Genomic DNA, 18,186 nt, shown 5'->3' on the forward strand with positions numbered 1-18,186 from the left:
GGATACAGCCTCGCGGCGGGGCGTATCCGGCGTCCAACACCTGATCAGCCACCATTCACGCAACTCGGTTGTTAATGACGGGCGGTGGCTGGGAGGCTGCCCCCGTGCCCTATGACATCGATCCGCGCCTGCTGCGCGCGTTCACCGCCGTCGCCGACGAACTCCACTTCACCCGCGCCGCGGCCCGGCTGTACGTCGCCCAGCAGGCGCTGAGCCGGGACATCCGGCGGCTGGAGCGGGAGGTGGGCACCGGCCTCTTCACGCGGACCACCCGCCAGGTCGCGCTGACGGCGGAGGGCGCACGGCTGCTGCCCTACGCGCGGCGGGTGCTGGCCGCGTACGACGACCTGGCCGCCGCGTTCCTGGCCGCTCCGGAGCGGCCACTGCTGGTCGATGTCGGGGTGCCGATCGGTACGGCCCACCGGGTGCTGGAGGCGGCCCGGAGCCGGGTGCCGGAGAACTGTGAGCTGGTCGCCCGTTTCCACAGCGGGCTGACGGGAGCGGCGGCGGAGCTGGCGGCCGGGCGGCTGGACGTGTCCTTCGGCCGTATCGCGGCGCTGCCGGCCGGGACGCGGGCCGCACTCGCGCATCAGCCGGTCCGGCTGGAGCCGATGGCGGTGCTGCTGCGCGAGGACCATCCGCTGGCCGCGCGGGAGACCGTGCCGCTCGCGGAACTTTCCGGCGAGACGCTCTACGCGGGCGCGGGTAACCCGCGGACCGCCGAGTGGACGGATCTGGCGCAGCGGCTCTTCGCGGGGCGCGGTATCGCGATGGCCGCGCCGTTCCCCGAGATCGAGGGCTCGCAGGAGTTCGTACGCGTCGTACGCAAGCGGGGCTGGTCGGTGCTGGCCAGCGTGGAGTTCATCGACGTACCCGGGATGGTGCTGCGGCCGCTCACCGACCCCGTACCGCTGTCGCCGGTCTCGCTGGTGTGGCGCCGGGACCTGCGCCATCCGGGCCTGGACGCGCTGCGGACGGCCGCCCGCGAACTCGCCGACGACGGCGGCTGGCTGGCCGTTCCGGCGGAAGCGTGGCTGCCGCCGGAGGACGCGCGTGCGATGGGGGTCGGCTAGGCCGTCGGCCGGGCGGCGGCGAACGCGGTGAAGGCCGCCCAGGCATCGGGGGAGAGGGCGAGCTGAGGACCCTCGGGGTTCTTGGAGTCCCGGACGTGGATGGTGGTGGGGTGGGCGGCTACCTCGATGCAGGCCCCGCCCTCCTCGCTGCTGTAGCTGGACTTCTGCCAGTCATAGGCGACTTCGAGGCAGTTGCCGCCCTCTTCGCTGCTGTAGCTGGACTTGAACCACGTCACGGTCATTGCTCTCCTAGCAGCCGGTCCAACAGGCTCATGGTTTCCTCTGCGTTGAGGGCCTGCATTCGCAGCATTCCATACTTCTGAGAGAGGATGCTGACCTCGTCCGGGTCCTCAATCAGCTCGCTGCTGCGCTGTGCCTCCGTGTAGGCGAAGTGCTGGTGGTCGGGGGTTTCGAGCAGTACGAACGGGCCGGCGAGCCCGGCGTGTGTCTCGCGGCTCAGCGGGAGGGCCTGGATCGAGACGCCGGGGAGGTCCGCGCAGGCCCGCAGGTGGGCAATCTGGCCCCGCATGACCTCGCGTCCGCCGAGATTGCTCAGCAGGACGGCTTCGGAGATGACGAAGCTGGCGGTGATCGGTTCCGTCTTGTGCAGGATCTGCTGCCGGTCGAGCCGAGCCGTGGTGCGTCGTTCGATCTCTTGGTCGCTCAGGTGCTGGACATCGCTTCGGAACGTGGCGCGGGCGTACCCCTCCGTCTGGAGCAGGCCCGGGATATTGCCGTTCTCGTACCAGCAGAGCGCGATGGCGTCCTGCTCCAGCTCGATGAAGCCTTCCGCCCACACCGGATACTTCTCCCGCTTCGGGAGCTTGTCGACGCTCACCGCGAACACGCCGCCGGTGTTGAGGATGATGTCGAACTGGGCCGCCAGGTGCGGCATCAGGACCCGCCTGCCCTGTTCGATGGAGGCGACGGTTTCCTCGGCCGCTCCGGCGCGTTCGCCGAGCTGGCGTTGGGTGAGTCCGGCCTTGAGGCGGAAGAACGCCACCTGGGCGCCGATGACTTCCATGGCCGCCGAGTGCCGGTTCCTGGGCTTACTTCGTGGCTGCATGCCGATCCCATCCCCGTACGACCCCTTCGTACGGTTCCACTTACTGGCACAGCCTAGTTACGCAGTGCGACGGTCGTCGCATGAACGATGAGATTCAACTCCTCGGATTCCGCGAACGGTTCTATCGGCGCGAGCGTCGATCCGTGCCGTTGGCAAGGGAGTTCGTGCGGGACGCGCTCGCCGCGTGGGGGATCGGCGAGCGCGCGGACGCGGTGTTGCTGTGTGTGAGCGAGCTGGCGACGAACGCGGTGCGGCACGGCGTTCCGCCGGGGCGCGGGTTCCGCCTGTTCGTCCACTCCACGGACTGCCGGGTGCTGCGGGTGGAGGTGCATGACAGCGGTGACGGCTGTCCCCGGGTGCGGGCGGCGGGGCCGGGGGACGAGGGCGGGCGCGGATTGCTGCTGGTGGAGGCCCTGTCCGACAAGTGGGGCGTCGGGGAACGGCACCCGGGCAAGATCGTCTGGTGTGAGTTCCAGGTGTGAGCGCGACACGCGCATGCCGTCACCGGCCTCGCGGCGGCCGAGGGCGACCGCCATCAGGCTCCGTAAGTTGTTAGGCGGCCCGGAAGGGCCGGGTGTGGCTGATCAGGCTCTGCCATCAGTGGCTTCGAAGGAGTGGCCGCCCGGCTCTTCGGGGCGCCCTGGCTGCTGATTGAGATGTGCGCTCAAGTCGCTTTTTACGGAGATGACAGCGGGGTGTTCCTCGGGCCGACGGCATGCTGTTCGGAGCGAGGAGGGGCGAGTGAATGAGCGACGGGCCCGGGCCTGGGTCGGCATCGACGCGGGTAAGGGGCATCACTGGGCGGCGGTGGTCGATGAGACTGGTGCAACCCTGTGGTCGAAGAAGATCGACAACGACGAGTCGGCGATCCTGACCGCGCTCGGGGAGATCCTCGACCTGGCCGACGAGGTCCACTGGGCAGTGGATATCTCCGGCACCTCGTCTGCATTGCTGCTCGCGTTGCTGGCCGCTCACGGTCAGCAGGCCGTCTACGTCCCCGGCCGAACTGTCAACCGGATGTCCGGGGCCTACCGGGGCGATGCCAAGACCGACGCCCGTGACGCCTACGTCATCGCCGAGACGGCTCGTCACCGGCGGGACTTCGCAGCGATCGAGGTACCTGCCCAGCTTGCTGCGGATCTCGCCTTGCTGACGTCGCACCGCTCCGATCTGGTCGCCGACCGGGTGCGGATGATCAACCGGCTGAGGGACGTTCTGACCGGTGTCTTCCCCGCGCTGGAGCGGGCCTTCGACTACTCGTCCCACAAGGCCGCACTGTTCCTGCTGACCGGCCTGCGCGGCGCAGATCGTGGCCGACTTGGCCGCCCAGATCCTGGCCCTGGACGACCGGCTGAAGCGAATTGACAAGCAGATCCGCGAGACCTTCCGCAGCCATCCGCAGGCGGAGATCATCGAGTCCCTGCCAGGTATGGGACCCATACTCGGCGCGGAGTTTGTGGTCGCCGCGGGTGACCTGACGGCCTATGCGGACGCCGGCCACCTCGCTTCCGCAGCCGGCCTGGTGCCCGTCCCGCGCGACTCCGGACGGCGGACCGGCAACATGCATCGGCCCAAGCGCTACAGCCGCCACCTGCGCCGGGTGTTCTACATGTCCGCACAGACCAGCATGATGCGCGAGGGCCCGAACCGGGACTTCTACCTCAAGAAGCGTGGCGAAGGACTCAAGCATGTCCAGGCCGTGATCGCCCTGGCCCGTCGTCGGGCCAGCGTCCTGTGGGCACTTCTGCGAGATCAACGGGTCTTCACCCCTGCCCCTCCGATCGCCCTGACAGCTTGACTTCCGTCATTGAGACTCCTTCGGCCGCGGGGGCGGGGAAGTACGGCAGGCCCGCGGGGAGCTGTGCCGGGCGGAGCGAGCGCAGCCAGAACTCGGCGGCCAGGGTGGGGTCGAGGGCCCGCAGGGTGGATGTGGGGGGCTGGAGGGTCGTCAGGCTCAGGCGCAGCGCACCGGGGCGGATCAGGCCGAGGGCGGCCAGCGGGGAGTCGTCGCACAAGGCGGCCAGGGCGCGGCGGTTGCGGTGCAGGCCGGCGTACGCCTCCGCGCTCCGCTCGCCCGTGCTTCGGCGGCCGGGCACGTCCGTCGGCAGGTGCCGGCCGAGTGCGTCCGTCGGCAGGACACCGCGCAGCGCGGCGGCGAGTACGGGTTTGTACGTGTCCGCCTCGGCCTGGTCGGCGAGGCGGACGGTGAGGGCGGCCTCGATGACGGCGTCGTCCAGGAACGGGGCCTCGCAGGCGACGCCGTGGGACGCCGTCGTCACGGCGTCCATGCCGCGCACCACCTCGCCGGCGCGGACGGCGGCGCGCAGCGTCTCGTGCTGGGAGCGCAGCGGCGCCAGCGGCTCGGGGAAGCCGGCGGCGGCCTCGCGCAGCAGGCGGCGGACCGTGGCGACGGCGTCCGGATGGGCCCAGGGCGGCATGGTCGGCACGGCCTCCCAGTCGGCGCCGGTCGTGCCCAGGCCGTTGCCGGGTCCGACGCGGGCGGCGCAGGAGGCCAGCCACTGGGGATACGGTCTGCCGCCGAAGAGGGTGCGCGGGGTGTCGGGGAGCGTCCAGCGGTCGAGGCGGTGGGCCGTCCAGGCCCGGCGGGTGGCGGTGCGCAGGTCGCTGCGGGCCAGGCAGTGCAGGGTGGCCGGGCGGGGCGTGAACAGTTCGTCGCCGCCGAGGCCCACCAGGTGGACGCGCGAGCCGTGGGCGGCGGCGAGCTGGGCCCGGCGCAGCAGCCGGGCGCCCTCCCTGATCACCGCGAGCGGGCCGGCCGGGTCGGTGTGCGAGGGGCGCGCGGGCGGGGTGTACCAGGCGGGGGCCCCGTCGTGGGGCGGGGCGAGGTGCGTGAAGCGGCCGGTGTCCGCGCCGATGCGGATGTCCGGGCGGATGCCGGTGTCCGCGCGGCGGAGGAGGTCCGCGCCGCGGGCGCCCCACCGGGTGTCGTCGTCGCCCGGATCGCGGCCCTCCCAGGCGGTGGTGACCAGCCGGACGCCCTCGCCGGCGGCCAGGAAGCACAGGCCCGTGGATTCCATGCCGCCGGAGAGGTCGGCGCTCAGCGGCCGGCCCGCGGCGCGTGCCGTGCGGGCGCGGACCGCGGCGCGCAGGGCCTCGCGTACGGCCTCGGCGGCGTCCGTGAGCGGTAAGTCCGGCTCCGGGGGATGCCACCACCGCGCCTCCTCGTGGCCGCCGTCGGCGCGCAGGGTGAGGCGGTGGCCGGGCGGCACGGCGTGCACCGACCGCCAGAGCGGGCGCTGGGCGAGGGGGAGCGGCGCGAAGGGCGACAGCAGGCGCACCGCGAGGGCCTCCTCGTCCACGGTGCCCAGGCACGGTGCGCCGCCCGTCAGCCCGGACCTGGTGGCCCGGCCGGCCAGGTCCGTCAGATCCTGCGGGCGGTTCCCGGCGACGGTCACGCCCGCGATCCGGGCGTGGAAGATCTGCCGCAGCGCCGACAGGCCGCCCCGGCAGCGCACCCCCTCCCGCGCGGCGGTGAGCAGGAAGAAGCTGCCGGGGAGTTCGCGGACACGCCGGTCGAGGTCGCGGGGTGCGCGCAGCCGTCGCAGCAGCCGGGTGAGGGTGCGCCGGTCGGCGGAGGTCGTGCCCAGGAGCGCCACCCGGTGCGGGCCCGCCTCGGCCGTCACCAGCTCCGCATCGCGCCACCGCCCGACGATCCAGGGGCGGCCGGAGGCGTGCCGCAGGGTGCGCCGGCCCGGGCCGGCGGGCAGGCACAGGCTCAGCGGGTCCGTTGCGGGATGGTCGGGGAGGACGAGGAAATCCACGATGGCTTACCACCCTTGGCGTGGCGGCTGGGCGTGCGGTGCGGGGCCGGGGCCGTCAACGGAACGTATCGAATCAGTCACACAGAGTTCTAAGGTCAGATTGTCAGCGTTCGACGCACGTGCCAGTGCCCCTAACGAGTGAACGAAGGGGGCGCGCGACGCACGCCGAGGGCGGGCAGGGCCCCCGGGGCCGCCGGCGTGTGCCCCCGCTCAGCGCGGGCGCGGCCGGCCTGCTCACCGCCGGGCCGCGCGCCAAGTGAGTGCAAGGTTTCGCCGTGGTCACCTGTCGGCACGGGCCGGAAACGCGCCGTCCCTAGCTTCGAGGAAGAGAATCCGACCCCTGGGAGGCGCCATGACAGCCGAGGCCGCGGCAGAGACCGGAACGGGCAGTCGTAAGAGGAGGGGAGGGCGGTGGATCGAGCACTGGGACCCCGAGGACGAGGGTTTCTGGCAGGGGGGCGGCGAGCGGATCGCCCGGCGCAACCTCGCCTTCTCGGTGTTCTCCGAGCACATCGGCTTCTCCATCTGGAGCCTGTGGTCGGTCATGGTCCTGTTCATGGGACCGGAGTACGGCATCGACCCGGCCGGGAAGTTCTTCCTCGTGGCGGTCCCGACGATGGTCGGCGCCGTGCTGCGGGTGCCGTACACCTTCGCGGTGGCGCGGTTCGGCGGGCGTAACTGGACGGTCATGAGCGCGCTGATGCTGCTGGTGCCGACGGCCGCGGCGGCGGTGGTGATGACGCCGGGCACCTCCTACACCACGTTCCTGGTCGTCGCGGCGCTCACCGGGGTCGGCGGCGGCAACTTCGCCTCCTCCATGACCAACATCAACTCCTTCTATCCGCTGCGCAAGAAGGGCTGGGCGCTGGGCCTGAACGCCGGCGGCGGCAACATCGGGGTGCCGGTGATCCAGTTGCTGGGGCTGCTGGTGATCAGCACGGCCGGTGCCGCGCAGCCGCGGATCGTCCTCGCCGTCTACGTACCGCTGATCGTCCTCGCGGCGGTCCTCGCGGCACTGTTCATGGACAACCTCGCACCGGTGACCAACGACACCGGCGCGGCGAAGGACGCGGTCAGGGAGCGGCACACCTGGGTGATGTCGCTCCTCTACGTCGGCACCTTCGGCTCGTTCATCGGCTACAGCTTCGCCTTCGGCCTGGTGCTCCAGACCCAGTTCGCGCGCACCCCCCTCCAGGCGGCGTCGCTGACGTTCATCGGGCCACTGCTGGGCTCGCTGATCCGCCCGGTCGGCGGGCGGCTGGCGGACCGCTTCGGCGGCGCCCGCATCACCCTGGGCAACTTCATCGCGATGGGCCTGGCCACCGGAGTGGTCATCTACGCCTCCACCGTGCGCTCGCTGCCGGTCTTCCTCATCGGCTTCATCTCCCTGTTCGTCCTGACCGGGCTCGGCAACGGCTCGACGTACAAGATGATCCCCGGGATCTTCCACGGTCAGGCCCTGAGCCAGGGCCTGACGGGCGAGGAGGCAGCGGCGTACGGGCGGCGGCTCTCGGGCGCCGCGATGGGACTGATCGGCGCGGTCGGCGCACTCGGTGGCCTCGCCATCAACCTCGCCTTCCGGCAGGCGTTCCTCACCACGGGATCGGGCACCGCGGCGTTCGTGTCCTTCCTCGCCTTCTATGCGGTGTGCTGCGCCGTGACCTGGGCCGTATACCTGCGGCGCCCCTCCGGTGCGCGCCCCGACGCGGCGGCGGCCGACGGGGAGACGGAGGACGGGGCTCGGCGGCCGGTTTACGCCGAGGTGTGAGACGCGGTGGCGCGGCGCGCCGTAACCGTGTGGAAATACAGAGGGACCGGGCCTGTCACGTGGTGTTGGCAGGCTCGGCACCCTGACACCCCCGAAGCCGCCCGAGCCGCGGCGGCGACGCCAAGGGCGGCGGGAGGTGTCCGAGGCGCAACGGCACCACACCACTCTGGGCGGAGCGGGACCACCATGCACGATCAGCAGCAGGAGCAGAACGAGCGGCAGCGCGAGCGACAGGAACGCTACGAGCCGCACGAGCGGCCCGCGGCCGGGCAGCCGGAGGCGGCCGCTCCGGCCGTACGGCCCCTGGAGGGCTTCACCGTCGGAGTCACCGCGGCGCGCCGGGCGGAGGAACTGGGCGCGCTGCTGGAGCGGCGCGGCGCCCAGGTGCTGCACGCCCCGGCGCTGCGCATCGTCCCCCTGCCGGACGACGCCGAACTCCTCGCCGTGACCCGCGCGCTGCTCGCGGACGCGCCGGACGTGGTCGTGGCCACCACCGCCATCGGCTTCCGCGGCTGGATCGAGGCCGCCGAGGGCTGGGGGCTGGGCGAGGACCTGCTCGGCCGGCTGTCCGGGGTGGAACTGCTGGCGCGCGGACCGAAGGTGCGCGGCGCGATCCGTGCCGCGGGACTGACCGAGAAGTGGTCGCCCGCCTCCGAATCGATGGCCGAGGTCCTCGACCGGCTGCTGGCGGAGGGCGTCGACGGGCGCCGGGTGGCCGTACAACTGCACGGCGAGCCGCTGCCGGGCTTCGTCGAGGCGCTGCGGGCCGGCGGCGCGGAGGTCGTGGGCGTGCCCGTCTACCGCTGGATGCCCCCCGAGGACATCGCGCCCGTCGACCGGCTGCTGGACGCGATGATCAGTCGCGGCGTGGACGCGGTGACGTTCACCAGCGCCCCGGCCGCCGCCTCACTGCTGCGCCGGGCCGAGGAGCGCGGCATCCACGACGAGGTGCTCGCCGCCCTGCGGCAGGACGTGCTGCCGGTCTGCGTGGGACCGGTCACCGCACTGCCGCTCCAGGCGTACGGCCTGCCCACCCGCCAGCCCGAACGCTTCCGGCTCGGCCCGCTGGTCCAGCTCCTGTGCCGCGAACTCCCCGAGCGGGCACGGCCGTTGCCGGTCGCCGGGCGGCAGGTGGAGATCCGCGGGCACGCCGTCGTCGTGGACGGCGAACTGCGGCCGGTGCCACCGGCCGGAATGGCGCTGCTGCGTGCCCTGGCCCGCCGCCCCGGCTGGGTGGTGCCCCGCGCCGACCTGCTGCGGGCGCTGCCCGGCGCGGGCCGCGACGAGCACGCGGTGGAGACGGCGATGGCCCGGCTGCGGGTCGCGCTGGGCGCCCCCAAGCTCATCCAGACGGTCGTCAAGCGCGGCTACCGGCTGTCGCTGGACCCGCACGCGGACACCGACAAGTACGGCGGTGCGTGACAGAGCGCGTGGGTGACGCCCGCCGTCCGGGGCCGCTCCGCCCGGAGGGTTCCGGCGGGCGGTCGCGCCGGGCACTCTGGAGGCCCACGCGTTCGTTCTGGTGAGGAGTGACAGGCACATGGCGGCGCCTTGCGACCTGCGGTTCGACTGCGGGCGGATCTGCCTGGACCTCGCGGCCACCGCCGACGGCGCCCCCGGCGAACGCCTCACCGCCCCCGAACACCTGACGGCGTGGCTGGTCGGCGCGGGCGTGGTGCCCCAGGGCGTGCCGCTCGACGCCGTCGACGACCGCTGGATCGCCCGCTTCCGCGCCCTGCGCGAGGTGCTGCGCCGCGTCGTCCACGACGAACTGCGCGGCAGGGCGGCCGATGCCGACCTCGCCCTGCTCAACACCACGGCCGCGGCCGCGCCGCCACCGCCCCCGCGCGCGGTGCGCACCGAGGGCGGCACCCTCGTGCGGACCCTCACCGCCCCGCCCGACTGCGCCGGGCTGCTGGCGGCCGTCGCGCGGGACGCCGTGAGCCTGCTGACCGACCCGGCCGCCCGCGGCCAACTGCGCCAGTGCGAAGGCGCGGGCTGCTCACTGGTCTACCTCGACGCCTCCCGAGGGCGGCGCCGGCGCTGGTGCTCCAGCGAGGTGTGCGGCAACCGCGAACGGGTGGCCCGCCACCGCCGGCGGACCCTCCACCACACCGGGGAGCCGGCCCCCGCCACCCCTGCCGGAAACTTTTTCCCCGAACGCTGAGTCGCGCGGCCGCCTTCGTCCGTACACCTCACCGCAAGTCCGTTTCCAGGCATGGTCCCCGGCGCGCTCCGGGAACCCGCGCTATCGACCGGGGAGTTGGAGTGCGCAAGGATGCCGTCGTGGCAGACAGGACGACACCGGACGAGGAGCTCATGCGAGCCCTCTACGACGAGCACGCGGGTCCGCTTCTCGCCTTCGTCCTGCGACTGGTGGCGGGCGACCGGCACCGCGCGGAGGACGTCGTGCAGGAGACGCTGGTCCGCGCCTGGCGCAACGCCGACCAGTTGCAGCGGGCGACCGGCTCGATCCGCCCGTGGCTGGTGACGGTCGCCCGGCGGATCGTCATCGACGGACACCGCAGCCGCCAGGCCCGGCCGCAGGAGGTGGACCCGACTCCTTTGGAGACGATGCCCGCCGCCGACGTGCTCGACCGGGCGCTGCGCCTGATGACGATCTCCGAGGCGCTGAGCGACCTGAGCCAGGCACACCGCGAGGCCCTTGTCGAGACGTACTTCAAGGAGCGTACGGTCAGCGAGGCGGCGGAGGTGCTGCGGGTACCGGCCGGGACGGTGCGGTCCCGGGTCTTCTACGCGCTGCGCTCCCTGCGGCTCTCGCTGGAAGAACGAGGAGTGACGGAGTGAACCCGCCCACGCAGCCGGACCGGCACACCGACGTCGGCGCCTACGCGCTGGGCGTCCTGGACGCCGCCGACGCGGACCGGTTCGAGGCGCATCTGGCCGGCTGTGACCGGTGCGCGGCCGAACTGGAACAGCTCATGGGGCTGACCCCGGGGCTGGCCGAGTTCAAGGCGTCCGCGCCCACCCCCGAGACGCTCACCGCCGTCCCCGGCCCCCGGCTTCTGGACGGACTGCTCGCCGAGGTCGCCGGCACCCGCCGGGCGCGCGGCCGGCGCCGCCTGTTCCTCGTCGCGGCGGCCGCCGTACTGATCGTCGGAGGGCCGCTGGCCGCCGTCGCGCTGACGGACGCGGGGCCGGAGAACCAGCCGCCGCCGCCGCTGGCGAGCGCGGTGCGCGCGCAGTACGCCGCGGGTGAGAAGGCGGCGGCCGTCGACCCCGTCACCAAGGTCTCGGCGGGCGTGTCCATGGCGTCCAAGCCCTGGGGGACGCAGGTCGTCCTGGAGCTCGCCAACGTCAAGGGGCCGCTGACCTGCGACCTGGTCGCCGTCGGCAAGGACGGCCGGCGGCAGACCGTGACGACCTGGGCGGTGCCCGAGGGCGGCTACGGCATCAAGGGCGCCGGCGCGCGGTGGAACCGGGAGCCGCTGTACGCCGCGGGCGGGGCGGCCCTGGGCCGCGGCGACATCGACCGCTTCGAGATCCGTACCTCGGCGGGCGCGCGGCTGGCGACGGTGGACGTCTGAGGCGGGTCAGCGCTGACTGGGTCAAGGGTGGGGCCGGCAAAGTGACGGCTCAAGTCAACATCCGACCGAAGTCGCCCCCTTTTGTCCGTAAAGCCAGGTGCGCGCGGTGGCTGGTTCGCGTACGGTTGACGGCTGCCCTACGCACAGCAGAAGGGGGCCTGGGTGGCCGCGCAGAACGCCACGCACGCACCGGATCACGCCTCGGATTCCTCCGCCGACGGCACGGTGCCCGCCACACGCGATCGCGAGATCGCGGCGGAGCAAACACATCTCGACCGTGTCTACCGGCGCCTTGAGGAGAAAATCCACGAGGCGGAGTTCCTCATGGACGACGCCGCCAAGCGCGGCCAGGTCGGCACGCCCGGCGCGCTCGCCGAACGCGACGCGCAGGTCTTCCAGGCCGGCGTCCATCTCCACCGCCTGAACTCCGAATACGAGGACTTCCTCTTCGGCCGCGTCGACCTGCTCGCCGGCAAGGACGGGAAGAAGGGCCCCGACGGCGCCTACACCTCCGTGGAACCCGCCGACGGCGCCATCGAGGGCAACCGCGCCGCCATCGCCGAGACGCTGCACATCGGCCGGCTCGGCGTCCTCGACGCGGACTACTCCCCGCTGGTCATCGACTGGCGGGCGCCGGCCGCCGCCCCCTTCTACCGCGCCACCCCGGTCAGCCCCGGCCGCGTCGTGCGCCGCCGCGTCATCCGCTCCAAGGGCCGCAAGGTCCTCGGCGTCGAGGACGACCTGATGCGCCCGGAGATCACCGCCACCCTGGACGGCCGGGAACTGGCCGCGGTCGGCGACGGCGCGCTGATGGCCGCCCTGGGCCGGGCCCGCAGCCACAGCATGCGGGACATCGTCGCCTCCATCCAGGCCGAGCAGGACATGGTCATCCGCGCCCCCGCCGCCTCCGTCACGGAGGTCGAGGGCGGGCCCGGCACGGGCAAGACCGCCGTCGCCCTGCACCGCGCCGCCTACCTGCTCTACCAGGACCGCCGCCGCTATGCCGGCGGCATCCTGATCGTCTCCCCGACACCGCTGCTGGTCGCCTACACCGAAGGCGTCCTGCCGTCCCTGGGCGAAGAGGGCCAGGTCGCCATCCGGGCGCTCGGCTCGCTCGTCGACGGCGCGCAGGCCACCGCCTACGACCCGCCGGCGGTGTCCCGGATCAAGGGCTCCAGCCGGATGCAGAAGCTGCTGCGCAAGGCGGCCCGCGGGGCGCTGGAGATGGCGGCACCGGGCGCGGAGGCGGCACAGGACCCGCCGTCACCGGAGCCCGCGGCGGCCGGTGGGAACGGCGGGGCCGGCGCGGACGCCCAGCTCTCCTTGGAGGACCTCTTCGAGACGACCGGCTCCGAGACGACCGGCTCCGAGACGGCCGCCGACACCACCGGAGGCGACGGCGCCGCGCGCCCCGGACGGGAAGGCCGCCGGACCCGCTCGCGGGCGCCCCGCCCCGTCCCGTCCGCCCCCGCCCGCCTGCGCGTCGTCGTCTTCGGCGGCCGGATCGAGCTGGACGCCGACGAACTGCGCGCCATCCGGCAGTCCGCCCTCGGCGGCACCGCACCGGTCAACCTGCTGCGCCCGCGCGCCCGCAGGCTGATCCTGGACGCCCTGTGGGCCAAGTCGGGCGCCACCCGCCGCTACACCGACCCCGAGCTGCTCGCCGAGGCCCGCCAGGGATTCGACGAGGACATCGTCACCGAGCCGGAGTTCCAGGAGTTCCTCAACGCCTGGTGGCCGGAGCTGACCCCGCGCGGGGTGCTGGCCGCGATGGCCGACGAGCGCCTGCTGGGCCGTTGGGCGCGCCGCGTGCTGGCCCCGCGCGAGGTGCGCCAGTTGGCCCGCTCCCTGCGCCGGCTCGGCCCCGATGGCCAGGGCCCGCTGTCGGTGCACGACATCGCGCTGCTGGACGAACTCCAACTGGTCCTCGGCGCCCCGGCGCGCCCCGCCCGCAAGCGCGAGGCGGACCCACTGGACCATCTGACGGGCCTGGAGGAGCTGACGACGTTCGCGGACCGCAACTCCGGTGGCGGCCGCGGCCGCCGCGAGCGCCTTGAGGAGGAGCGCGCCGACTACGCCCACGTCATCGTCGACGAGGCCCAGGACCTGACGCCGATGCAGTGGCGGATGGTCGGCCGGCGCGGCCGGCACGCCACGTGGACGATCGTCGGCGACCCGGCGCAGTCCTCCTGGTCGGACCCGGACGAGGCGGCCCAGGCCCGCGACGAGGCGCTCGGCGCCCGCCCGCGCCGCCGCTTCACGCTCACCGTGAACTACCGCAACCCCGCCGAGGTCGCCGAGCTGGCGTCCAGGGTCCTGGCCCTGGCCATGCCCGGCATGGCCTCGCCGACGGCGGTGCGCTCCACGGGCCTGGCGCCGCGCTTCGCGCGCGCCGCCACGGACGGCGAACGGGGCGCGGCCGGTGACGAGGCGCTGGCCCGGGCGACGGCCGAGGAGGCCCGGCGGCTGCTGGGCGAGGTCGACGGCACGGTCGGCGTCGTGGTCGCGATGAACCGCCGGGAGCAGGCCCGGCGCTGGCTCGCCGGGCTCGGCGACCGGGTGGTGGCTCTGGGCTCCCTGGAGGCCAAGGGGCTGGAGTACGACGCGACGCTGGTGGTCTCGCCCGCCGAGATCGCCGACGAGTCCCCGGCCGGCCTGCGGGTGCTGTACGTGGCGCTGACCCGGGCCACCCAGCAGCTCACGGTCCTGTCCACCGGGCGCGACGAGCCGGACGCGGACGACGTGCCCGACCTGCTGCGCGACTGACCCCGGCGGCGGCCGCGCGGGAGACCGCGCGCGCCGCCGTATGGGGGGTCTTCAAATCGGTGGCGCGGGACGGGATTCGCTTCCCCGGAGGGTTTGTTAGCCTTGGAGACGGCACCGGCCCGATCCAAGCCCCCGGGCCCAACCATCGTCGCTACGAGCGACCACTTGCCGCGAGGCGAGCATGGCGGGTCGGTGCCACCTGAGCGAGTTACGGGCGTCTCTCCCAACGGGAGGGGCGCCCGTAGTCGTGTGCAAGGGTGTGGCGCGCGTTTCACCCGAAGGGGGTTTCGTTCCCCCGATCATCTCTCGTATGGTGGAATAGTTCTTCCGAATTTTGTAGCTGGTTACCGTGTACCGGCTGGTAGGTGGGACGATCGGACAACGTGCTCCGGACTCGGCACCCCTTGAGTCCCGGAGCGCCGCGCACAGAAAAACCAGGGAAAGCAGAGGAAGTCGGCCATGGCAACGGCGCCTAGCGTCTCGTACTCGATGACGGTGCGACTGGAAGTTCCCGCGAGCGGCACCGCCGTCAGCCAGCTCACCACGGCCGTGGAGTCCTCCGGCGGGTCGGTCACCGGCCTCGACGTGACCGCGTCCGGACACGAAAAACTCCGGATCGACGTCACCATCGCCGCGTCGTCCACCGCGCACGCCGACGAGATCGTCGGAAAGCTGCGCGAGATCGAGGGCGTCTCGCTGGGCAAGGTCTCCGACCGAACCTTCCTGATGCACCTCGGCGGCAAGATCGAGATGTCGTCCAAGCACCCGATCCGCAACCGCGACGACCTGTCGATGATCTACACCCCCGGCGTCGCGCGGGTCTGTCAGGCCATCGCCGACAACCCCGAGGACGCCCGCCGCCTGACGATCAAGCGCAACAGCGTCGCGGTCGTCACCGACGGCTCCGCGGTCCTGGGCCTGGGCAACATCGGCCCCAAGGCCGCGCTGCCCGTCATGGAGGGCAAGGCGGCCCTCTTCAAGCGTTTCGCCGGCATCGATGCCTGGCCGCTGTGCCTGGACACCCAGGACACCGACGCCATCGTCGAGATCGTCAAGGCCATCGCCCCCGGCTTCGCCGGCATCAACCTCGAAGACATCTCCGCGCCCCGCTGCTTCGAGATCGAGGCGCGCCTGCGCGAGGCCCTGGACATCCCGGTCTTCCACGACGACCAGCACGGCACCGCCATCGTCGTCCTCGCCGCCCTCACCAACGCGCTGCGTGTGGTCGGCAAGAAGATCGAGGACGTGCGGGTCGTGATGTCCGGCGCCGGCGCCGCCGGTACGGCCATCCTCAAGCTGCTCATCGCGGCCGGCGTCCGGCACGCCGTCGTCGCCGACATCCACGGCGTCGTCCACGCCGGCCGCCCCGACCTGGTCGACGCCGACCCCGACTCGCCGCTGCGCTGGATCGCCGACAACACCAACCCCGAGGGCGTCACCGGCACCCTCAAGGAGGCCGTGGTCGGCTCGGACGTCTTCATCGGCGTCTCGGCGCCCAACGTCCTGGACGGCGACGACGTGTCGCGGATGGCGAACGACGCGATCGTCTTCGCACTCGCCAACCCCGACCCCGAGGTCGACCCGGCCGTCGCCCGCCAGACCGCCGCCGTCGTGGCCACCGGCCGCTCCGACTTCCCCAACCAGATCAACAACGTCCTGGTGTTCCCCGGTGTCTTCCGCGGCCTGCTGGACGCGCAGTCCCGTACGGTGAACACCGAGATGATGCTGGCCGCGGCCCGCGCTCTCGCGGCGGTCGTCCTCGACGACGAGGTCAACCCGAACTACATCATCCCCAGCGTCTTCAACGACAAGGTCGCGGGCACGGTGGCCGGTGCGGTGAGGGACGCGGCGAAGGCGGCGGGCGAGACTGTGACGGCTGCCACGGCGCTCTGAGTACGGCGCGTCGTGTGACACGCCGTGCGGAACACCCCCATAGGGTGGCGGACAGCAGACGGCCGCCGCCCCGGTGGGGGCGGCCCGGAGCGGCACGGGTGCGGAACGTCACCACTACGAGGCAGTGGCGCTTTTCGTGTGACCCTCCAGGGTGCCGGATTGGCTTTACCGCCGCAGGTGGGGGCAGGATGCTCCCCCGAGGACTACGTCCAGGGGGGACCCCCACGGCGCGGAAAGATCAATTGGTCAGACCCGGGTTCGGGGACTGTCCGAGGGCCCTGGCAGCATCGGCTTCGATCTCACGCCTCATTGGCAAGAAGAACACGGGAGTACAAACATGAACCGCAGTGAGCTGGTGGCCGCTCTGGCCGATCGCGCCGAGGTGACCCGCAAGGACGCCGACGCCGTTCTGGCCGCCCTCGCCGAGGTGACCGGCGAGGTCGTCGCCAAGGGCGACGAGAAGGTCACCATCCCCGGCTTCCTGACCTTCGAGCGCACCCACCGTGCCGCTCGCACCGCGCGCAACCCGCAGACCGGCGACCCGATCCAGATCCCGGCCGGCTACAGCGTGAAGGTCTCCGCGGGCTCCAAGCTCAAGGAAGCCGCCAAGGGTAAGTAACACCCTCAGCAACGCCATAAAGGGCGGCCACCCCTCCCAGGGGCGGCCGCCCTTTCGTTGTCCCCGGCGCGGCGCCCGGAGGCGCCCTGAGGGGGCCTGAGGCGGCTGTACGGGGCGCCGGGGCGCCGACGGGGCCCGGCGCGACGCGAAGGGGCGGCCACCCGGACCGGGTGGCCGCCCCTTTCGCGTGCGTGGAGGGCGCTCAGTCGCGCGGTGCGCCGTTCGGCAGCTCGACGTGCGCGCCGAGGCTGACGAGCTTCGCCATGAAGTTCTCGTAGCCGCGGTTGATCAGGTCGATGCCGTGCACCCGGGACGTGCCCTGGGCGGCCAGCGCCGCGATCAGGTACGAGAAGCCGCCGCGCAGGTCGGGGATGACCAGGTCGGCGCCCTGGAGCTTGGTGGGGCCGGACACGACCGCGGAGTGCAGGAAGTTGCGCTGGCCGAAGCGGCAGGCCGAGCCGCCCAGGCACTCGCGGTAGAGCTGGATGTGCGCGCCCATCTGGTTGAGCGCGGAGGTGAAGCCGAGCCGCGACTCGTACACCGTCTCGTGGACGATGGACAGGCCCGAGGCCTGCGTCAGCGCGACGACCAGCGGCTGCTGCCAGTCGGTCTGGAAACCGGGGTGGACGTCGGTCTCCAGCGCGATGGCGTTGAGCGAGCCGCCCGGGTGCCAGAAGCGGATGCCCTCGTCCTCGATCTCGAAGGCGCCACCGACCCGGCGGAAGGTGTTCAGGAACGTCATCATCGACCGCTGCTGGGCGCCGCGGACGTAGATGTTGCCCTCGGTGGCCAGCGCGGCGGACGCCCAGGAGGCGGCCTCCAGGCGGTCGGGGAGGGCGCGGTGGTTGTAGCCGTCGAGCTTGTCGACACCCGTGATCCGGATCGTCCGGTCGGTGTCCATGGAGATGATCGCGCCCATCTTCTGCAGCACGCAGATGAGGTCCTCGATCTCCGGCTCCACGGCGGCGTTCGACAGCTCGGTGACGCCCTCCGCCAGGACGGCGGTCAGCAGCACCTGCTCGGTCGAGCCGACCGACGGGTACGGCAGCCGGATCTTGGTGCCGCGCAGCCGCTGCGGGGCCTCCAGGTACTGCCCGTCCGCCCGCTTCTCGATCGTCGCGCCGAACTGGCGCAGCACGTCGAAGTGGAAGTCGACGGGCCGGCCGCCGATGTCGCAGCCGCCCAGGCCCGGGATGAAGGCGTGGCCCAGGCGGTGCAGCAGCGGGCCGCAGAACAGGATCGGGATACGCGAGGAGCCGGCGTGCGCGTCGATGTCGGCGACGTTGGCGCTCTCCACGTGCGAGGGGTCGAGGATCAGCTCGCCCGGCTCGTCGCCCGGACGCACCGTGACGCCGTGCAACTGGAGCAGGCCGCGTACGACGCGGACGTCGCGGATGTCGGGCACGTTGCGCAGTCGGCTCGGACCGCTGCCGAGGAGGGCGGCGACCATGGCCTTCGGCACTAGGTTCTTCGCGCCGCGAACCCGGATCTCGCCCTCCAGCGGGGTGCCGCCGTGGACAAGCAGTACGTCGTCAGTAGAGACGGTCATGGATCTCGCGTTCCTGGAGACGGGCAGGGCCAAGGGGAAATGGTAAGGGCGGCCGAGGGGGTGTCCGTAGAGGTGTGCGGGCTTCGGCCATGTAATGGCTTTGTCACAGCACCCTCCGCTAC

The 18,186-nt window shown here is 72.6% G+C and carries 14 protein-coding genes and 1 pseudogene; 11 read left to right on the plus strand and 4 right to left on the minus strand.

The features are described from left to right. Nucleotides 1–104 precede the first annotated feature (104 nt). Nucleotides 105–1,073: a LysR family transcriptional regulator gene (locus ACZ45Z_RS04085; protein WP_468355737.1), complete on the plus strand. Its 969-nt coding sequence runs from the start codon at nt 105–107 to the stop codon at nt 1,071–1,073. Here ACZ45Z_RS04085 and ACZ45Z_RS04090 read toward each other — a convergent pair. Further along, nucleotides 1,070–1,315 (minus strand): DUF397 domain-containing protein, encoded by a 246-nt coding sequence (locus tag ACZ45Z_RS04090; protein WP_468355740.1) that lies wholly within the window; start codon nt 1,313–1,315, stop codon nt 1,070–1,072. The two genes, ACZ45Z_RS04085 and ACZ45Z_RS04090, sit on opposite strands and share 4 nt — an antisense overlap. Continuing rightward, nucleotides 1,312–2,139 (minus strand): helix-turn-helix domain-containing protein, encoded by an 828-nt coding sequence (locus ACZ45Z_RS04095; RefSeq protein WP_468355743.1) that lies wholly within the window; start codon nt 2,137–2,139, stop codon nt 1,312–1,314. Before ACZ45Z_RS04095 ends, ACZ45Z_RS04090 begins: the two co-directional genes overlap by 4 nt. An 80-nt stretch (nt 2,140–2,219) precedes the next feature. Here ACZ45Z_RS04095 and ACZ45Z_RS04100 point away from each other — a divergent pair, with 80 nt between their 5' ends. Both ACZ45Z_RS04100 and ACZ45Z_RS04105 read left to right on the plus strand, forming a co-directional pair. After that, a complete protein-coding gene (locus tag ACZ45Z_RS04100) occupies nt 2,220–2,621 on the plus strand; it encodes an ATP-binding protein (RefSeq protein ID WP_468355746.1) in 402 nt (133 codons plus the stop codon). Between the two features lie 259 nt (nt 2,622–2,880). Further along, nucleotides 2,881–3,937 (plus strand): annotated as a pseudogene (locus ACZ45Z_RS04105) (IS110 family RNA-guided transposase). On the opposite strand, the gene ACZ45Z_RS04110 reads toward ACZ45Z_RS04105, so the two are convergent. After that, on the minus strand, nt 3,903–5,921 hold the full coding sequence (locus ACZ45Z_RS04110) for an asparagine synthase-related protein (RefSeq protein WP_468355749.1): 2,019 nt from the start codon (nt 5,919–5,921) through the stop codon (nt 3,903–3,905). The pseudogene ACZ45Z_RS04105 and the gene ACZ45Z_RS04110 overlap by 35 nt on opposite strands. Nucleotides 5,922–6,273: 352 nt before the next feature. Here ACZ45Z_RS04110 and ACZ45Z_RS04115 point away from each other — a divergent pair, with 352 nt between their 5' ends. The 8 genes from ACZ45Z_RS04115 (at nt 6,274) to ACZ45Z_RS04150 (ending at nt 16,515) form a co-directional block, all read left to right on the plus strand. Beyond that, nucleotides 6,274–7,689 carry a nitrate/nitrite transporter gene (locus ACZ45Z_RS04115; protein ID WP_468355751.1) on the plus strand — a complete coding sequence of 472 codons (1,416 nt, stop codon included), beginning with the start codon at nt 6,274–6,276 and terminating at the stop codon, nt 7,687–7,689. Nucleotides 7,690–7,875: 186 nt separating this feature from the next. Next, nucleotides 7,876–9,111 (plus strand): uroporphyrinogen-III synthase, encoded by a 1,236-nt coding sequence (locus tag ACZ45Z_RS04120; protein ID WP_468355753.1) that lies wholly within the window; start codon nt 7,876–7,878, stop codon nt 9,109–9,111. 118 nt (nt 9,112–9,229) lie between these two features. Beyond that, nucleotides 9,230–9,856 (plus strand): CGNR zinc finger domain-containing protein, encoded by a 627-nt coding sequence (locus ACZ45Z_RS04125; protein WP_468355756.1) that lies wholly within the window; start codon nt 9,230–9,232, stop codon nt 9,854–9,856. A 101-nt stretch (nt 9,857–9,957) separates the two neighbouring features. Further along, complete coding sequence (locus ACZ45Z_RS04130; RefSeq protein ID WP_468355759.1) at nt 9,958–10,497, plus strand: sigma-70 family RNA polymerase sigma factor; 540 nt, start codon at nt 9,958–9,960, stop codon at nt 10,495–10,497. Beyond that, entirely contained in the window at nt 10,494–11,237 is a 744-nt protein-coding gene (locus ACZ45Z_RS04135; RefSeq protein ID WP_468355762.1) for an anti-sigma factor family protein, read from the plus strand. Before ACZ45Z_RS04130 ends, ACZ45Z_RS04135 begins: the two co-directional genes overlap by 4 nt. 162 nt (nt 11,238–11,399) lie before the next feature. Then, complete coding sequence (locus ACZ45Z_RS04140; RefSeq protein WP_468355765.1) at nt 11,400–14,003, plus strand: HelD family protein; 2,604 nt, start codon at nt 11,400–11,402, stop codon at nt 14,001–14,003. Nucleotides 14,004–14,462: 459 nt separating this feature from the next. After that, complete coding sequence (locus tag ACZ45Z_RS04145; protein ID WP_468355768.1) at nt 14,463–15,896, plus strand: NAD-dependent malic enzyme; 1,434 nt, start codon at nt 14,463–14,465, stop codon at nt 15,894–15,896. 337 nt (nt 15,897–16,233) lie between these two features. Continuing rightward, nucleotides 16,234–16,515, plus strand: a complete 282-nt coding sequence (locus tag ACZ45Z_RS04150; protein ID WP_006605312.1) for an HU family DNA-binding protein — start codon at nt 16,234–16,236, stop codon at nt 16,513–16,515. Between the two features lie 202 nt (nt 16,516–16,717). Here ACZ45Z_RS04150 and murA read toward each other — a convergent pair whose 3' ends face one another. After that, entirely contained in the window at nt 16,718–18,064 is a 1,347-nt protein-coding gene (gene murA / locus ACZ45Z_RS04155) for a UDP-N-acetylglucosamine 1-carboxyvinyltransferase (RefSeq protein ID WP_468355772.1), read from the minus strand. Nucleotides 18,065–18,186 lie beyond the last annotated feature (122 nt).

It is taken from the genome of Streptomyces sp. NPDC031210 (assembly GCF_055570395.1).